This window comes from Bradyrhizobium sp. SZCCHNS3002 (assembly GCF_032377435.1).
Taxonomy (GTDB): Bacteria; Pseudomonadota; Alphaproteobacteria; order Rhizobiales; family Xanthobacteraceae; genus Bradyrhizobium.
Window position 1 is genome coordinate 24,189 of record NZ_JAUHHY010000015.1, and the last position, 14,756, is coordinate 38,944.

Sequence of the window (14,756 nt, forward strand, 5' to 3'; positions counted from 1 at the left end):
CCAAAATCACCGGAGCAGCAATGCCCCGCCACCGGCGAGGACCGCCGCGCGACCGGCGTTGAGCCCGGTCCGGCCGGCGGTCTCGCGGCGATGCATGGCGTCGAGAGCGGCGGCCGGCCGCATGATGCCCCCGGCCGCCGGCAACGTCACGTCAACCCGGATCAGGCCGCGCCCTTCAGCTTCTTGGTGCATTCGCTGTAGTAGCCGCCGCCCTTCTGGATCCACTTCAGGCCGCCATTGGCGTTGGTCGCCTTGTTGGCATTGTACTGATCGACGCAGGTCTGCAGCCGCGCCTTGCCGGGCTTCTCCTTGGCGTATTTCGGGTCCACCGCGTTGGGGAACACGGCGGGACCGGTCGGCGCGGGAGCGGCCTCCTTGGCGTCGGATTTCGCCTCCTTGGCCGGCTTGGCCTCGGCCGCGGGTGCGGCCGGAGCCGCCGGTGCCGCGGCCGCGGTGGCATCGCTGCCGCACTGGGCCTTGCGGAAGTCGTTCCACTTCTGGCCGCCCAGCGTGCCGGCCTCCTTCGCCTGCTTGTACTTGGCGCTGCATTCCTGCGCGGTGAGCGCCTGCGCCGGCGCCGCGGCGAACGTCGCGAGGCCGATCACGGCCAGCGTGGCGAGTGATGAAGCAACCAATGATTTTGCGTGAAAACTCATCCCAGATCTCCCTGTGGAGCATGTTGAATGGGACGGTAATTCTAGCGAGACGCCTGCGACCGACAAAGCAGGCGGGAGCGTGGCCGCGCGAAAATATAATTTGCCTCGCGCGGCGATCCGGCTCATTCCATTCACTGCGGGTTCAGCATCGCCGGACATCGCACCATGCCTTTCGTTCGAGGACTTCAGCATGAGAGTAACTGCCCGGGCGGCGATTGCGGCCATCGCAATGGCCACCCTGTCGGCCGCGGGCCCCGCCCGTTCGCAACCCGGATTGACGCTGCCGTCGCGGCCCGATGCCGCCACCGACAAGTTCGCCACCCTGGACAAGGCTGCGCGCCGGACGATTTCCATCGCCTGCTCCAAGGAGGCCGACGAGCAGGGGCTGAAGGGCAAGGCACGCGGCAAATTCCGCTCGGCCTGCAAGCGCGACAAGGCGGCGGCCGCCGCCGCGACCACACCCGCGCCCGCTCCCTTGCCGACGCCGGACAAGCCGAAATGACCAGCGCCCGCGGACGCAAGCGCGCATGGCGCCTGCGCAACGGCGGGAATTGTTCGCGCAGGCAGCTTTTGGCATAAGGCGCCGTGCGCCAGATCATCTCCTCCCTCCCCTTCGACCTGCCAAGCCGCGCCAAGACCCTGAGCGCGATCGAGACCCTCGTGCTCGGCACCGCCGGCGGCCTGATCTTCCTCGTCGCCCATCTGCCCGGCGGGCTGATCTCCGGCGCGATGATCGCGACCGCGATCGCCGCGATCGCCGGCCGCCCGCTGGCGATGCCGCCGATCCTGACCCAAACCGTTCTGCTGCTGCTCGGCATCTCGATCGGCGCCGTCGTCTCGCGCGAGCTGATCAACCATGTCAGCGCCTATCCGGTGACCATCGGCCTGCTGGCGCTCGCGACGTTCTGCTCGACCTTCGGCTCCAGCCTCTATCTGCAGCGCGTCCATGGCTGGGACCGCACCTCGGCGCTGCTCGCCGGCAGTCCCGGCGCGCTGTCGCAGATCACGATGCTCGCGGTCGAGCGCGGCGCCGACCTGCCGGCGATCGCCGTGGTGCAGACGCTGCGGGTGATCATCCTGACGGCGGCGCTGCCGCTGGTGCTGGCCGTGGCCGGCGTCGCACCGGCCGCGCCGATCTCGCTCGGCCAGAGCGTCGCCTCGCCGCTCGGCCTGCTTGCATTGCTCGTGGCCTCGCTGGTCGCGGCGATGCTGATGCAGCTCATCAAGTTTCCGGCGAGCTGGCTGTTCGGCGCGATGGTCGCCAGCGGCCTCCTGCACGGCACCGGCCTCGTCGAGGGCGGCCTGCCGGAATGGATGCGCGGCGTGGCGCTGGTCGGCATCGGCGCCCTGATCGGCAGCCGCTTCGCCCGGATGCGGGTGAAGACCCTGGTCGGCCATATCAGGGCCGCGCTCGGCTCGTTCGCGATCGCGGTGGCGATCTCGGCGCTGTTCGTCACCGTGATCGTGCTGGTGACGCATGTGCGCTTCTCCGACACCATCGTCGCGTTCGCGCCCGGCGCCATGGACGCGATGATGGCGCTGGCGCTGACCTTGCACATCGACCCGATCTTCGTCGGCGCGCATCACCTGTCGCGCTTCGTGTTCGTCACCATCGCCACCCCCGGCATCGTCCATCTGTTCGGACGGCCGCAGGAGGATGTCGACGACTAGGCGCGCTTCCGGGTGATGCCCCAGCCGGCGATGGCGGCGATGGCGAGCGAAATCAGCACGCTGTAGCCGGCAAGCGACAGGCCGAGGAAGCGGAATTGCACCTCGTCGCAGCGCACGACCTTGACGCTGTCGAGCCGCTCCAGGAGGCTGCCGGCGCTGCCGAGATTGCCGATCGGCCCGGTGCATTCGGTCGGGCCCGGCCAGAAGCCCCATTCGACCCCGGAATGATAGACGCCGAGCCCGGCATTGCCGAGCGCGGCCAGCGCGACCACGCCGAGCCCCGCGAGCACCAGCGCGCGCGGTGCGCCGCCTTTGGCGGCGAGCGCGATCAGCAGCCCGAGCGGTACGATCGCATAATAGGCCCAGCGCTGCTTCAGGCAGAGCTCGCAGGGCTGCAGGCCCCAGACCAGCTGCATGTACCAGGCGCCGGCCAAGGCCGCCGCCGCGATGCCGGCCGCGAGCAGCGCCGCCGCCACCGCCGGGCTCATGCTCCCCGCCGCAGGGCGCGCCATCACAGAAGTATTGGTCATCGGTCCTCCCGAACGGGGCTGCCTCCGGTCCCATGCCGGGCCGTTCCGGCTCCTACTCCGGCCCGCGAAAGCTGTCGAGATGCGCGCCCATCACGTCCGTGCGGGTTGACCCGGCCCGACCGCCCGCTATAGTCCGCCCGCTTCGCTATGGTTCCTGCACAGGCCCGGCGAATGCCCCTGTGGCGGAACTGGTAGACGCGCTCGACTCAAAATCGAGTTCCGCAAGGAGTGCTGGTTCGATTCCGGCCAGGGGCACCACGCTTCGCCCTGCGGGCTACGCGTGGCGCAGCCGCGCGAGTAGCCCGCAGGGCGAAGCGTGTCCGGCGAAGCCTCTTGGCGAAGCCGGACGTTTGAGCCCCCCAAGTCTCGCTTGAGCCGCGCTCTCTGATTTCCCATCAACCCTGTCAAACAGCCTGCGCTCGTCGCAGCTACTGACGCCCATGCCACCGCGATCTCGCGACCTGTCAGGCCCGAGCTCTGCTGCAGTCTGGCGTCCTCTTGAATTGAGAGGGCGCAGGGAAGGCCGAGTGCCGACTGGCACCCATGGCCCCCGTGCGGAAAAAATGCACGGGGCAGGAACCACAGGCTCAGCCGGAAACAACCCGGCCTTCCCTGCGCGATGGTTTGAACGGCTGCTCCGCGCTCTCCCTGGGGACCGGGCTTGCTTGCCCCCGTCATCGGCAATCGTCGCCAATCAAGACACCAGCGTCGGGGTGTCGGGACCACACGGCTTGACCGTCCGCAAAACGACGTTCGTCCGCACCTCCATGAGATGCTGCGTCGCCCCGCGGCCACCGCTCCCCGCCGCAACGTCCCGTGACGATCGCGATACGCCCCTCTCAGTGCGGGCGGGATGGCCGGAGATGTGGAGCTGATTTGCCCGACGGCGCAAGGGGATTTTTTGCGGCCGAGTAGCACGACGGGCAGTTTGCGCAAGGCTGGGATGCGTGAGGGTTAGAGGCGTTGGTAGAAGAGTGCACCATCACCATGACTGCGCGATTGGTTGGCGGCCATCAACCAACACGTATTCGGCGCGCTCGTACGAAGAAGGGCGAATGCGTGTTCGCCCTCCCTTCGTTCGGGTTCAAAGGCACTGAATAATGCAACCGCCGGCACAGCCCAGCCAGCACTGCCAGTCGCCACCACAGGAAATACATTGGGGCGCGCAATTCTTAAGACAATCCCAATTTATCAACGGGCGGATCTCTTTCGCCGTCTTCCCGAGGTCAATGGTCACGTTGCAGTTGCCTGGCTTCGTAACGTCGTCGCAGTGAATTGTAATGGTGCCTTCAACCTTGAAAACCCCGTTGTCTAGCGGATCGAACTTGAACCATAGAACGACGTCAGCCTTCGGGTACAAAATGTCGAACTTCTTAAGTTCGATCTCGAGACCGCCAAAGCTCCCAAGCCGCTGGAAAATCAGCAAGCTACGCTTATCGGATGGGTTGTCACTGAGAATTTCCAGCGCAGGATTGCCCCGTGCGTCCAACAACGACACCCGCACATCGCTAGCCGCCAACTTCGACTGAAATTTCGTCTCAGCTTGCTTCTTGAGGGCGCCGATAGCTTCCATATTAGTACGTGAAGGCTGCTTTGATCCCGCACAATTGCAACTATTATCGCACATGATAAATCTCCTTACTTCCAGTTGGGTCGCACCGCTTCAATACGGGCAGGAAAATTCTGCCTGACCGGCGTGAAGTGAGCGTCAGACAGCTGCAAGTTCGCCGTGAAAACTCAGTTGACATGGAGATATTTGGCGACAGCAAACAGCGCGACAATCAGCGTTACGATACCGCTCATGAATATCAGCCATTAGACGCCCCAATCTATTCCACATACCATCGCATACTTAAAACTGGGACATGACCGTCGGCGGCGTTCGCCTTGCAAGCGACACGACACCCTCGTGATTTCACTTAGCCGCCAACTAATTATTTATACTTTCTATCACCACCGAGGTAGCCGGCCGCCCCAACCGAATGTCCGGCACTCAGTTGGGCTACGAGAGGCGGCTGGTTCTTATCCGAAGCCGGGATTGAGCTCGACGGAGAACCAGACTTCGCGGCAGGTTTGCAAGGCGCAGCAAGCTCTCACTCTGTCTATTGCGCCAAGTCGTTGGCGGTTTGCCCTGCCGTATGCGACGCGGCGACCATGATGATGCCTTCGTCCTGATCCCCGCCCACTGAATATTCCCGCAACAGCGCGACTCCAGGGCGTATCACCATCAGCAATGGCTGAACAATCGGAACACGGCCTCGGTTTGATCGCGCCGCGGGCAATGCAGTCGGCTAGCCAACAACGCTCAGATGCCTCGGCGGAGACAACAATGGTGTGATTTGTTTTGTCGGTCGGCGGCAATCTAACGCCGCCTCTTCTCCTTTGGCTCCTTCACCGCCGGATATCGACGCCTCGGAATGTGTCGATCGGAGCGGGGCCGGAAGATGTATTTTCCGAGCCGCGGATCGGGTGGATCGATGGGAATCGTGACCGGATTAGTCACCGCCGAATTGATGCCAACCGGCACATCCGGACTGTCGGCAGCCGGATGAGCCATCGCCCGCAGTTCGTCTGCCACCTTCCGCACGATCTGAGGCGCGGCGACGCTGGTGCCGTTGAGCTTCACAGCCGAGCCGCTGAACGTGCCCGCGGCGAGGACGCCCCAGAGCGCATTGCCTTCGTCAGCGAACGCCGAGCAGTCCGGCCCGGACCGAACCAACGTGGGCCCGCTCGACGTATAGTCGGAAGGGGGATGCCCCTCCGATGCCTCGGCGGCGCCGACAACGATGACATGGTCGCTCTCATTCATCGAGCCGGTTGCAATCGACGATAGGGTGTCGGCATACCTAATTGGCCAACCGTCCCTCTGCAGCCGATAGTCGCCGGTCCGCGGATCTCGGTCATAAGCACCGGCGTGATCGAGGTAAGATTGGCGGCCGCGCCGCGGGTAGCCGAACGGCGTATCGTCGCGCTGAACGTAGACATGTGCCGTGATCGCCGTCCCGGTCAAATTCCGAAGAGACAGCTTCCAGCGACCGGAAGGTGCGATCTCGCGGCAGTCGTCGTTGCGCACGGTCGGATTGACAGCGAGCAGGATCAGCTCGCGTACGGATTTTCCGTGCTGAATGCGGTCGAAATAAATCCCAGCGATCGGACCGCCACCGATCGTCGCCTGGTGAATGTAACCCTCGCTAGGCCGAATGGGTGGGCTCGTCCTCTCGTCCTGTGCGGTCAGCCAGATCTCCACCGGTGCCTGTCCCGGCTTGCCTTCGGCGCCGGTATCGAGCCAAATCTCGACGTAGTTCGTTGCTGCACTATCGGGGTGGATGACCCAATCCAGGGTTTCGACCTCCTTTTTGAGCTCCAGTTTTGCGGCGGCGCGGGTGCGATAGCTGTTGCCCGCCGGCATGACCAGGCGGGTCAGATTGGGGTTTTGATGGCGCTTGTTGCGGTGGCGGACCATGCCGGCGAGCGCTTTTTCGAGATACTGAGTGCCATCCTTAGGACCCGCCAAAAGGCCATAGCTGAAGTTCATGACCAGCGGAATTGGCTTCCCGGCTTCGCTCAATGCATCGGCCCACGTCATGATCATCCTGACCGCCTGCAGCACATAGCTTCCCATCGTCAGCCCCGACGTGTCGATCGTCGCCACCGACGGCAATTGGACAGCGAGGATCGAAACTCCTTCGCTGCCCCGACCTCCGCCAGCAGCCAGATCGAGCAAATGCGTCCCATGGCTGACGCGTGCGGCCAGTGGATTGTAGGCGCGGGTCTTGCCGAAATCGGTCGCACCAACCTTCCGGTAAATGCGGTCTTCGCTTTTGGATTCCTGCAACAACTGCTTGATCTCGTCATGCATAAGGCGGCGGCCGAATACCACGGCGTTGTCTGCCGGACTCCGCTTCTCCGTCTCCTGTAGCCACATGGCCGCGATCTTCGAGACCATACGGCGATCTCGAAATCTTTCGTGCGCAAAGGCAATCCCGTCGTCGATGATGCCGATAGCAACCTTGGTAGCCGCCAGGAAGGAAGGTTCGAAGCTGGTCGGATCGGGCTGGGGGTTGAAGTCGTTGAACTGCAAACCGATGATCGGCGGCCCCACGAAAAGAGAGCGATAAAATCCGGGATCGCGGAATCTGCCGCCACGATAGATGAACGTTTCCTTGCGATAGATGAAGAACTGCATGTCGACTTCATCGATCTTTGGCGGCTTTGGCCCTTCTAGCGCCTTGATCCACCCGCGCAGGAGAGTTCGCTCATCATCGCTCATTCGAATGGTGAACGCTTCGGCCGGGACGTCGTGGTCAGGCACGTAGCCCTCATCGACGGCGCGTTGTAGCTCGTAAAGGCTCTCAAGAGCGCTGCGCAACGGCCTGATCTGGATTTGCACAGAGCACCAGGGATCCGGGTTGGGCTTGCGCCGGGTCCGGAATTCCCAGTCCAGATAGGGATCGGGACGGTCGCAAGCGGTCTTTTTCCAATGAAGCTTCATCGCGATTTGCCTACCACTCCGATCATCAACTGACACTCCGCGACCGCCTGGTCCCAGAGATGGTTCAGATCACAGGATTTCGGCACTTCGGCGCGCGTATTTCCAGATATTTTGCGTCCGCTGTCGGACTTGGCCTTTCGCTCTTGGGGGTCGTCGACGAATTCAGAGATCCAATCTTCGTAGCAGAAGTCGCCGTCGAATCCTCGCCCATCGAAAGCATGCGTCTTCAGAAAACGGCCGCCGCAGAAACGCGCAATATAGAACTCCGCCAAGGCGAGACCGAGCTTCATGCCGGCTACACTGTCGACTGGGAAGTGAACACCGGCGACCGTCCGGTTTATGGCGATGCGTTCGGCAATCCGCATCAGTTGCTCGAAAGTCGGATCGTCGCTATCGAATTTGATGCGTGCGCTTCTGGCTTGCGACAGCAACGCATAGAACACGAAAGCGGCGGCAAAGGATTCCGTCGCGTGCCCGCTTGGCAGTGAGCCGTGACCGGGCGTTGGAATCATCGGCTGGATCTGGGGCGAGTACTCGACCGGTCGCCGGCAGGTCAGCGCATGCTTGACCCGCATCTCGATTAGGCCGGTCACGTTCAGGACCAGCGTCAGCAGCTCGAACGTCCGCCGAGTTCGATCCGGGTGTAGGAAGCCCACCGAGCCGAGGAACGACAGGATGTCCGTCATCTCCGTCATGATCTCGCCGCTGCGTTCCATCCGAAGTGCCGCATAGTTATGCACAAAGATCAGTTGTTTGGCGAAATCGGATGGACTTGGCCTGATCATGTGAATCAACGCACATGTACCGTCTTCGCCGCGCCCCCGATATTCGACGCAAACGGACTCGCTTGTTTCGTTGCAATCTCCGACATCGTAGTAGATTCCGGATAACAGTTCGGCGGTCAGGGTTCGCAATCGCACCGGCGTCGACCAGCGGTCCAGCGCGTACGGTTTGGCTTCGTAGTTTGCCGGAGGGGTACCAACATCCCGCCACATCCCCACCACGCCCTCGCGACCCGAGATGAGCGCCCGTGCTGCCGTGAACGACCGGGAGCGCGCGCTTTCGCCACTTTCACCGCTCTCGCCGCTCTCGCCACTCTCGCCACTTTCACCGCTCTCGCCGCTTATCCGCGCCATTTGCGCCTCCCCGGGAAAACCCGACGAACAACCTCAGGTACGTCGCGATGCTCAGTTCGAAGCCCTGAACGGTCAAGTCGTCCGCAGTCGGAATTAACGCAATTTCACGCATATTTCACGTTGACAGGTGTTTGCCGCAGGATTTCACTCCATGGTTGAGAAACGTCTTCCGCTACCTTTGAGGGTAGCGGGCTACGAAAGACAGGGCAGGACCCTCAAGAGCGATCCATGCGAAGTTCGACAGCCAAGGTGCATCTTCGGTTATTTGGTCCGCCCAAGATCATCAATTCGAACGGTGAAGATTGCACGCCGCGGGGACGGAAGGCATGCGCACTGCTGGCAATGCTGGCGCTATCGCCTGAAAACAAAAGATCGCGCGTCTGGATCCAGGATAAGCTGTGGGGCAGTCGAGGCAAGGAGCAGGGCGCGGCAAGCCTTCGCCAAAGCCTGTCAGAAATTCGAAAGGCATTTGGAAACGATCACGGAGTGCTTTTTGCGGACAGCTATGTGCTGGCGCTCGATCCGACCTTATTTGATACGGATTTCGATCTTGCCACAAAAGCGGACGACTCCGGCGAACTCCTGGAAGGCATCGATATTGGCGAAGATGGTTTCGAGGACTGGCTTCGATCGCAACGTCAGAACTTCAGCGATCGCCGCACTACGCGCCAAGCAAGGACCGATCGCCCTGCGGACATTGCCCTCGAAGAACCGGTGCGCGGACGTTCGATTCCACGGAATCGGATCGTGCTGGTTCGCAACTCCTGTTCTGGAGAGTCCGACGCATCGTTGCTCGCGGACAGCCTGATCGACTCGGTAGCAAAAACCATACAGGAACTCGGCGTCGCCGAGGTCATCGATTGTCGGGATACGATGGACCCGGCTTGCGACGACAAGGGCGCAGCGCCGCGCAAGACGCTTTCGCTACATTCGGACGTGTTCGGAGGCCACACGAGGCAAATCGTCCGCCTCGCATTGTCGCAGCGACCGGAACATTCCCTGAAGTGGTCGTCCACGCTGCAGCTACCCGGCATTCAGGCGCTGGACTTGAACGATGCGGATGTCATGCGGTGCGTCAATCTCGTCGTCAACGTCGCCATCGATCAGTTCATCACGGTCCGTTCGGGAGGGCCGGATGCCGAGGTAGCCTCCGATCTCTGCTATTCGGGGATTCTGCATCTTTTCAGGCTCGGCAAGATCAACTTTGCGACGGCCGATAAGCTCTTCGCGGCCGCATTCGATATTGAATCACGCGGGATCTATCTTGCTTGGCGGGCGTATCTGCGAACCTTTCTACTTGCTGAACGACAATTCAGTTGCCGTCAGACACTGCAAGCCGAGGCCCTCGACTTCATGTACCGCGCCCTCGAACTCGAACCTCACAATTCTTATGTCGCTGGCCTGAGCGCGCACGTTCAGACCATGATGCGGCGGTCCTACGTCGCCGCATACGAACTGGCCGAACGCAGCATCCAATTGAACCACGCCAATCCGATCGGCTGGGCGTGTCTGGGAATCGCCAAGAGCTATCTCGGCAAGCCCGACGAGGGCTTCCAACATACGCTGCTTGCGCGCACCATCGCCGGAACTGCACCATTCAGATACCAGATGGATGCGTTGAGCTGTATCGCGGGGACGATGGCGGGCGAACTCGATAAGGCCGTCCATCTGGCGGAGGCCAGTCATGCGCTGGCGCCGACCTTCGCACCACCCTTGCGTTACCTTTCAGCGCTCTATGCGCACGAAGGCAAGCACGATCTCTCTTCCGAGATGGTGAGGAGATTGCAGGCCAGCGAACCGGACTTCTCATACGACAAGCTGCGCGACAAGGCCTATCCTGCGGCCGGCCTGCATCGGTCATCGATCATCGATTCGTTGCCGGCGAGACAACTTTGATGACGTTGAAGTCCGCCGGTATGCTGACCACGCAGCTCATTAATCCTCATTGCACAACGTTGATGAAGATGAACCGCCGTGGACGGCTCCATCAAGAGAGCCGAATGGCCTATGGAATCATAAATCATGTGAGTAAGGCTGTGAGTACCGACTTCGGGTGCTTCCAGGAAGCCTTGGTTACAGCATTCTTCGCGGTGCTTCGATTCCGGCCAGGGCACCATTTGGACCGTTCGCCCGCATCCGCCGTCGGCCGTTTACCCCTCAACATCAAAGACAAGCCGCATTTGCCCATCGCTGGCGTCCGCCCCCTCTGCCGGTATTCTTGATGGAAGTTCGCGGAGGTCATGGTATCGCGAGTCGTGGGTGGAATCGAACTGGCCGAGTCCGCCCGTATCTCCAGCACCTGAAGCCGGCAGACAAGGATTACAAACGCTGAGATGAAGGCGGGTTTTTCATGCTCGCCACCGCGACTTTGGCGCTTCGCCTATCGTCGCCCGATTGGCGACAATACGCTCAATGCTGCGCTCTGCAGACTCGGCTGCGATAACACTGAGCGCACCACTCACGGTCTTCGTTCGCCCCCTCGGTCCCATCGAATGAAGGTGGCAGATGGAACGTGGGTGGCTGCGCGAACTGAACCACGCCAACCCGATCGCCTGGGCCTGTCTGGGAATCGCAAAGAGCTATCTCGGCAAACCAGAGGACGGCTTTCAGCACACATTGCTTGCCCGTACGATCGCTGGTGCGGCGCCTTTCCGTTTTCAGCTCGATGCCCTGAGCTGCATTGCGGGGACCATGGCGGGAGAACTGGACAAGGCCGTCCATCTTGCAGAAGCCAGCCATGCTCTTGCTCCGACCTTTGCTCCACCCTTGCGATATTTGTCAGCTCTCTATGCCCATAATGGGCACCGTGAGCTTTCTTTCGAGATGGTTCGCAAGCTGCAGACAACGGAGCCAGACTTCTCATATGACAAGCTGAGGGATAAAGCCTATCCCGCGGCTGGCCTCCATCGAACATCAATCATCAACTCGCTGCCAGCCCGACAGTTCTAGCGGCGTCCCCCTTCATCCGAGAGGTCATGGAGCGGCAATCCACGAGCGCCTGCCGGTCTAGAGGAGCCTCGCGTTGAGACAATCAGCTCCGCTGGCTTGCTCGATCCGCATCCCCCTCCCTCGAACCCGAACATGCATCGTCGCTGAAGGCTATTCATTTCGCTGCCGCATTTCACGGCCTTTGGATCTCGCCAGCTTGCTGGAATGCTCGCGAAACAGGGCCTTGCAACCTTCCGGCGGCCGCTCTTAGACTACCTCCAGTCTGCTGACGGCAATGGGGTTGTCGCGGGTGAGGACCCATGACCAAGAATAGTTCTGTCAACCTCGCCCTATTCGCGACGCAGCAAAAGCTTCTTTTTGCGGACTTCTTCAAGCTTTACCAGACTGTCGCACAGCCGTGCCGGATCTTCGTGATCGCGGCGGACGTCAACGCGGTCGCGCGGGTCGAGAAGCTCGCAAAGCGCATCAACAAGAGCGGATTCGTCGAGGGCAAGAGCTTTGTCGAGATGGCGTTGCTGCGGGTGCCGATCTCGTTTCGAGATGTCGCAGGCCGAATCGAGAGGTGGGTGGCGCCGACCCGCAGACACGGCCCCGCCCTGCTCGTCGTCGACATGAGCTGGGGCCTCGAGACCAACTCGGCGACGGCCAATTTCGAGGGTTGGCCCGCACTTGCTGAAACGCTCACCCAGCAGTCCGAGGTCTCGATCGCCTCTCTCTATAACCGCCGGGTGCTGATCGACGAGCAGTTGCTCGTCGCGCTGCGCGGCCATCCGCAGATCCTCACCAGCGCCGGACTGGTGGACAATCCGCATTGGCTGCCGTCGCGGCTGCAGACGCGCGGCGCGTTGCGTGAGCAGGTCGATTTCTGGCTCGGCGCGATCGCGCCGGAGTTGCGGATCGGGACATCGGCGGCCGCGCTGCACGCAGCCGAAGGCGCCGACCCCATGTGGCTGTTGCGGCGATCGGCAGAAGAGCCCAGTACAGTTCATCTCGACAGCCGCGACCGCTGGAAGATCCGCTGCTTCGGACGGTTGCGGATCTATCGCAACGACGGCAGCCAGGTGAACTGGGACCCGCCCGGCGGAGCGACCCGCAAGACCAAGACCCTGTTCGCCTATCTGCTGCAGAAGGGCGGCCATGGCGCAGCCACCGACGAGCTTGCGGATCTGCTCTGGCCCAACGCCGAGGACATTGAGGCCGCGCGTAACCGCCTCTATCACACCGTGCGCTATCTGCGGCTGGCGCTCGGCCAGCCCAACGGACGCGACGAGACGCGCAACTATGTCCGACGCGAGGGATCGCGCTACGTGCTGGTGCCCCCGGAGCGCAGCTGGCTCGACATCTCGACCTTCGAGCAGCTCTGCCGTCAGTCCCAGGGTCACATCAAGGCGGGCGCCAGCGACGAGGCGCTGATCTGTCTGCAGGCGGCGGACCGTCTGTACACCGGAGACCTGTTCGAGGACATTCCGGTCGAGTACGCCGACGATGGCGAGCGCGACTGGTGCTGGAGCAAGCGCTATTGGCTGCGCGACATGTTCTTCAAGGTGCAACGCGACGCGGCACGGATCTATCTCGAACGCAACGACCACTCGGCCGCGCTCGCGCATTGCCAGAAGGCGCTGGCGATCGATCCCTTGTGCGAGATGGCGCATGCCGAGGCAATGCAGGTGTTCAAGGCGCAAGGACGACGCGAAGCGATCGACCGCCAGTTCAAGCTGTACCTCGACTCGCTCAAGCATTTCGACAACCGGCCGAAGAGCGCCTCGCTTCAGGAGCTGCACCGCAAGCTCACGGCGTAAGGCCGCTCGTTCGCGACCGGCTCGGCAACACGACCTTTGCCGGCCAGGCCATGCGCCATGGGGCTGCCGCCGCCCGCATAATTGACGATTTGTCTCAAATTGTCATAGAGTTAAGGGCTAAAGAAAACCCAAAGGCCGCCGCTTAGAGTGAGCCCATGACAACGTCGCCACCAAGGGCGGCGAATGGGAGGACGACATGCCAGGTTCGGCAGCTCAGCTGGCGCGGTGTCCCTACAGCGACGCCGCCAAAGACTTCGATCCCTTCGAGATGCGCGATCCGTTCCCGTTCTATGAATGGGCCCGCGCCGAGGCGCCTGTCTTCTTCTCCGACGAGCTGAAATATTTCGTGGTGGCGCGCCACGCCGACATCAAGGCTGTGTTCGACGACTGGCGCACATTCTCCTCGGAGAACGCCCAGGCCCCGCTTCGCCCGATGTGCGAGGAAGGCAAGCGCATCATGCGCGAGGGCGGCTTCACCGCCTATTCCGGCCTGTCGGCGCGGGTACCGCCCGATCACACCCGCATCCGCAAGCTGGTCCAGGGCTGCTTCGGGCCGCGCCGGTTCAGGGCGATCGAGCCGGAGATCAAGGCGATCGTCAACCAGGCGATCGATGCCTTCGCCGATCGCGGACATGCCGACTTCTTCCGCGAGTTCGCCTATGATGTGCCGGCGCTGGTGCTGTTCAAGCTGGTCGGCATTCCCAATATGGACGTGCCGCGCGTGAAGTCCTGGGCGGTGAGCCGCGCGCTGCTGACGTGGGGCGACCTCAGCGACGACGAGCAGATCGTGCATGCGCGCAACATGGTCGAATACTGGACCTACTGCCGCGCGCTGGTGCGTCAGCGCCACGACGATCCGACCGACGATCTGCCGGGCGATCTGGTCCGACTGCAGAAGGACGGCGCCGAGATCAGCGACGAGGAGATCGCCGGCGTTCTCTACAGCGTACTGTTCGCCGGCCACGAGACCACGACGACCCTGATGGCCAACGGCATGCGCGAGCTGCTGCAGCGGCGCGACAACTGGGAAGCCATCATCGCCGAGCCGCAGCTCATTCCGAAGGCGGTCGAGGAATGCTTGCGCTTCAGCCCGTCCATCGTGGCCTGGCGCCGGCGCGCCCTGAATGACACCCAGATCGGCGGCGTGCCGGTGCCGAAGGATTCCAATATCCTCCTGCTCATCGGCTCCGCCAATCGCGACGAGGCGGTGTTCTCCGCGCCGACCCGTTTCGACGTCCGGCGCACCGACGCGAGAAGCCATCTGGCCTTCGGCTACGGCATTCACACCTGCGTCGGCCAGCAGCTGGCCCGCATCGAATTCGCGATCGCGCTCGGCGAGCTGACCCGCAGGCTTCCTGGTCTCCGGCTCGCTGCCGACCAGACCATCGACTTCGTTCACAACATCTCGTTCCGCGTGCCGACGGCGCTTCGGATCGAATGGGACGTGGCCTGACGCAACGATCGTCACTTGGCCGCGTTTCACAAGCAACAACAAGTCCGGGGCCGATCCGGGCCATAAGGTG

11 protein-coding genes and 1 tRNA gene are annotated in these 14,756 nt (G+C 62.3%); 7 read left to right on the forward strand and 5 right to left on the reverse strand.

Annotated elements, in window-relative coordinates; all coding sequences use genetic code 11:
* Nucleotides 1-161: 161 nt before the first annotated feature.
* The gene (locus QW845_RS26980; protein WP_315804556.1) at nt 162-656 is read right to left on the reverse strand and encodes a hypothetical protein; all 495 of its coding nucleotides are present in this window, start codon (nt 654-656) and stop codon (nt 162-164) included.
* 190 nt (nt 657-846) lie between these two features.
* On the opposite strand from QW845_RS26980, the gene QW845_RS26985 reads away from it, so the two are divergent.
* Nucleotides 847-1,158 (forward strand): PsiF family protein, encoded by a 312-nt coding sequence (locus tag QW845_RS26985; protein WP_315804557.1) that lies wholly within the window; start codon nt 847-849, stop codon nt 1,156-1,158.
* Nucleotides 1,159-1,241: 83 nt separating this feature from the next.
* The gene (locus QW845_RS26990; protein WP_315804558.1) at nt 1,242-2,327 is read left to right on the forward strand and encodes an AbrB family transcriptional regulator; all 1,086 of its coding nucleotides are present in this window, start codon (nt 1,242-1,244) and stop codon (nt 2,325-2,327) included.
* On the opposite strand, the gene QW845_RS26995 is transcribed toward QW845_RS26990, so the two are convergent.
* Nucleotides 2,324-2,857: a disulfide bond formation protein B gene (locus tag QW845_RS26995; protein WP_315804559.1), complete on the reverse strand. Its 534-nt coding sequence runs from the start codon at nt 2,855-2,857 to the stop codon at nt 2,324-2,326. The genes QW845_RS26990 and QW845_RS26995 overlap by 4 nt on opposite strands.
* A 173-nt stretch (nt 2,858-3,030) precedes the next feature.
* On the opposite strand from QW845_RS26995, the gene QW845_RS27000 reads away from it, so the two are divergent.
* A tRNA-Leu gene (locus tag QW845_RS27000) sits at nt 3,031-3,115 on the forward strand.
* 826 nt (nt 3,116-3,941) lie between these two features.
* Here QW845_RS27000 and QW845_RS27005 read toward each other — a convergent pair.
* From QW845_RS27005 to QW845_RS27015, 3 genes are all read right to left on the reverse strand, one after another.
* Nucleotides 3,942-4,484: a hypothetical protein gene (locus tag QW845_RS27005; protein ID WP_315804560.1), complete on the reverse strand. Its 543-nt coding sequence runs from the start codon at nt 4,482-4,484 to the stop codon at nt 3,942-3,944.
* 735 nt (nt 4,485-5,219) lie between these two features.
* Nucleotides 5,220-7,349: a S8 family serine peptidase gene (locus QW845_RS27010; protein ID WP_315804561.1), complete on the reverse strand. Its 2,130-nt coding sequence runs from the start codon at nt 7,347-7,349 to the stop codon at nt 5,220-5,222.
* Nucleotides 7,346-8,485: a phosphatase PAP2 family protein gene (locus tag QW845_RS27015; protein ID WP_315804562.1), complete on the reverse strand. Its 1,140-nt coding sequence runs from the start codon at nt 8,483-8,485 to the stop codon at nt 7,346-7,348. Before QW845_RS27015 ends, QW845_RS27010 begins: the two co-directional genes overlap by 4 nt.
* A 228-nt stretch (nt 8,486-8,713) precedes the next feature.
* Between QW845_RS27015 and QW845_RS27020 the strand changes: the two genes are divergently transcribed.
* The 4 genes from QW845_RS27020 (at nt 8,714) to QW845_RS27035 (ending at nt 14,686) form a co-directional block, all read left to right on the forward strand.
* Nucleotides 8,714-10,381 (forward strand): hypothetical protein, encoded by a 1,668-nt coding sequence (locus tag QW845_RS27020; RefSeq protein ID WP_315804563.1) that lies wholly within the window; start codon nt 8,714-8,716, stop codon nt 10,379-10,381.
* 609 nt (nt 10,382-10,990) lie between these two features.
* Complete coding sequence (locus QW845_RS27025) at nt 10,991-11,434, forward strand: hypothetical protein (protein WP_315804564.1); 444 nt, start codon at nt 10,991-10,993, stop codon at nt 11,432-11,434.
* Between the two features lie 299 nt (nt 11,435-11,733).
* Complete coding sequence (locus QW845_RS27030; protein ID WP_315804565.1) at nt 11,734-13,233, forward strand: bacterial transcriptional activator domain-containing protein; 1,500 nt, start codon at nt 11,734-11,736, stop codon at nt 13,231-13,233.
* A gap of 196 nt (nt 13,234-13,429) precedes the next feature.
* A complete protein-coding gene (locus QW845_RS27035; RefSeq protein WP_315804566.1) occupies nt 13,430-14,686 on the forward strand; it encodes a cytochrome P450 in 1,257 nt (418 codons plus the stop codon).
* Nucleotides 14,687-14,756 lie beyond the last annotated feature (70 nt).